Source organism: Methylocystis borbori (assembly GCF_036576025.1).
Lineage (GTDB): Bacteria > Pseudomonadota > Alphaproteobacteria > Rhizobiales > Beijerinckiaceae > Methylocystis > Methylocystis borbori.
This window is the reverse complement of the sequence record NZ_JAZHYN010000100.1, coordinates 1-903: the sequence shown is the minus strand read 5'-3', so window position 1 is coordinate 903 and position 903 is coordinate 1. Positions and strand designations below refer to the sequence as shown.

Genomic DNA, 903 nt, shown 5'->3' with positions numbered 1-903 from the left:
GAGAGGAGATCAACATGTCGTCACTACGGCAAATCGCGTTTTACGGTAAGGGGGGCATCGGCAAGTCGACGACGTCCCAGAACACGCTGGCGGCGCTGGCGGAATTGGGCCATCGCATCCTGATCGTGGGCTGCGACCCGAAGGCTGACTCGACCCGTCTGATCCTTCACGCCAAGGCGCAGGACACCATCCTGAGCCTCGCGGCGAACGCGGGCAGCGTCGAGGATCTCGAGATCGAAGACGTGATGAAGGTCGGCTATCGCGACATTCGCTGCGTTGAGTCGGGCGGTCCGGAGCCGGGCGTTGGCTGCGCCGGCCGCGGCGTCATCACCTCGATCAACTTCCTTGAGGAGAACGGCGCTTACGAGGACATCGACTATGTGTCCTACGACGTGCTGGGCGACGTTGTCTGCGGCGGCTTTGCGATGCCGATCCGCGAGAACAAGGCGCAGGAGATTTACATCGTGATGTCGGGCGAGATGATGGCCATGTATGCGGCCAACAACATCTCGAAGGGCATTCTGAAATACGCCAATTCGGGCGGCGTTCGCCTGGGCGGGCTGGTCTGCAACGAGCGCCAGACGGACAAGGAGCTTGAGCTTGCGGAAGCGCTTGCGGCGAAGCTTGGCACGCAGCTGATCTACTTCGTGCCGCGCGACAATATCGTTCAGCACGCCGAACTGCGCCGCATGACGGTGATTGAATATGCGCCGGAATCGACCCAGGCCGGCCACTATCGCAATCTGGCGAACAAGGTCCATGCGAATGCGGGCAACGGCATCATCCCGACCCCGATCACCATGGACGAGCTCGAAGACATGCTCATGGAGCACGGCATCATGAAGCAGGTCGACGAAAGCGAAGTCGGCAAAACCGCCGCCGATCTCGCCGCGATCGCGTAAT

General features: G+C 61.2%; 1 protein-coding gene. It reads left to right on the top strand.

All coding sequences use genetic code 11. From position 1 onward, the window contains the following. Positions 1-14 precede the first annotated feature (14 nt). Positions 15-902 carry a nitrogenase iron protein gene (gene nifH / locus V3H18_RS16565; protein WP_332083184.1) on the top strand — a complete coding sequence of 296 codons (888 nt, stop codon included), beginning with the start codon at positions 15-17 and terminating at the stop codon, positions 900-902. The last annotated feature ends 1 nt before the right edge of the window (position 903 follow it).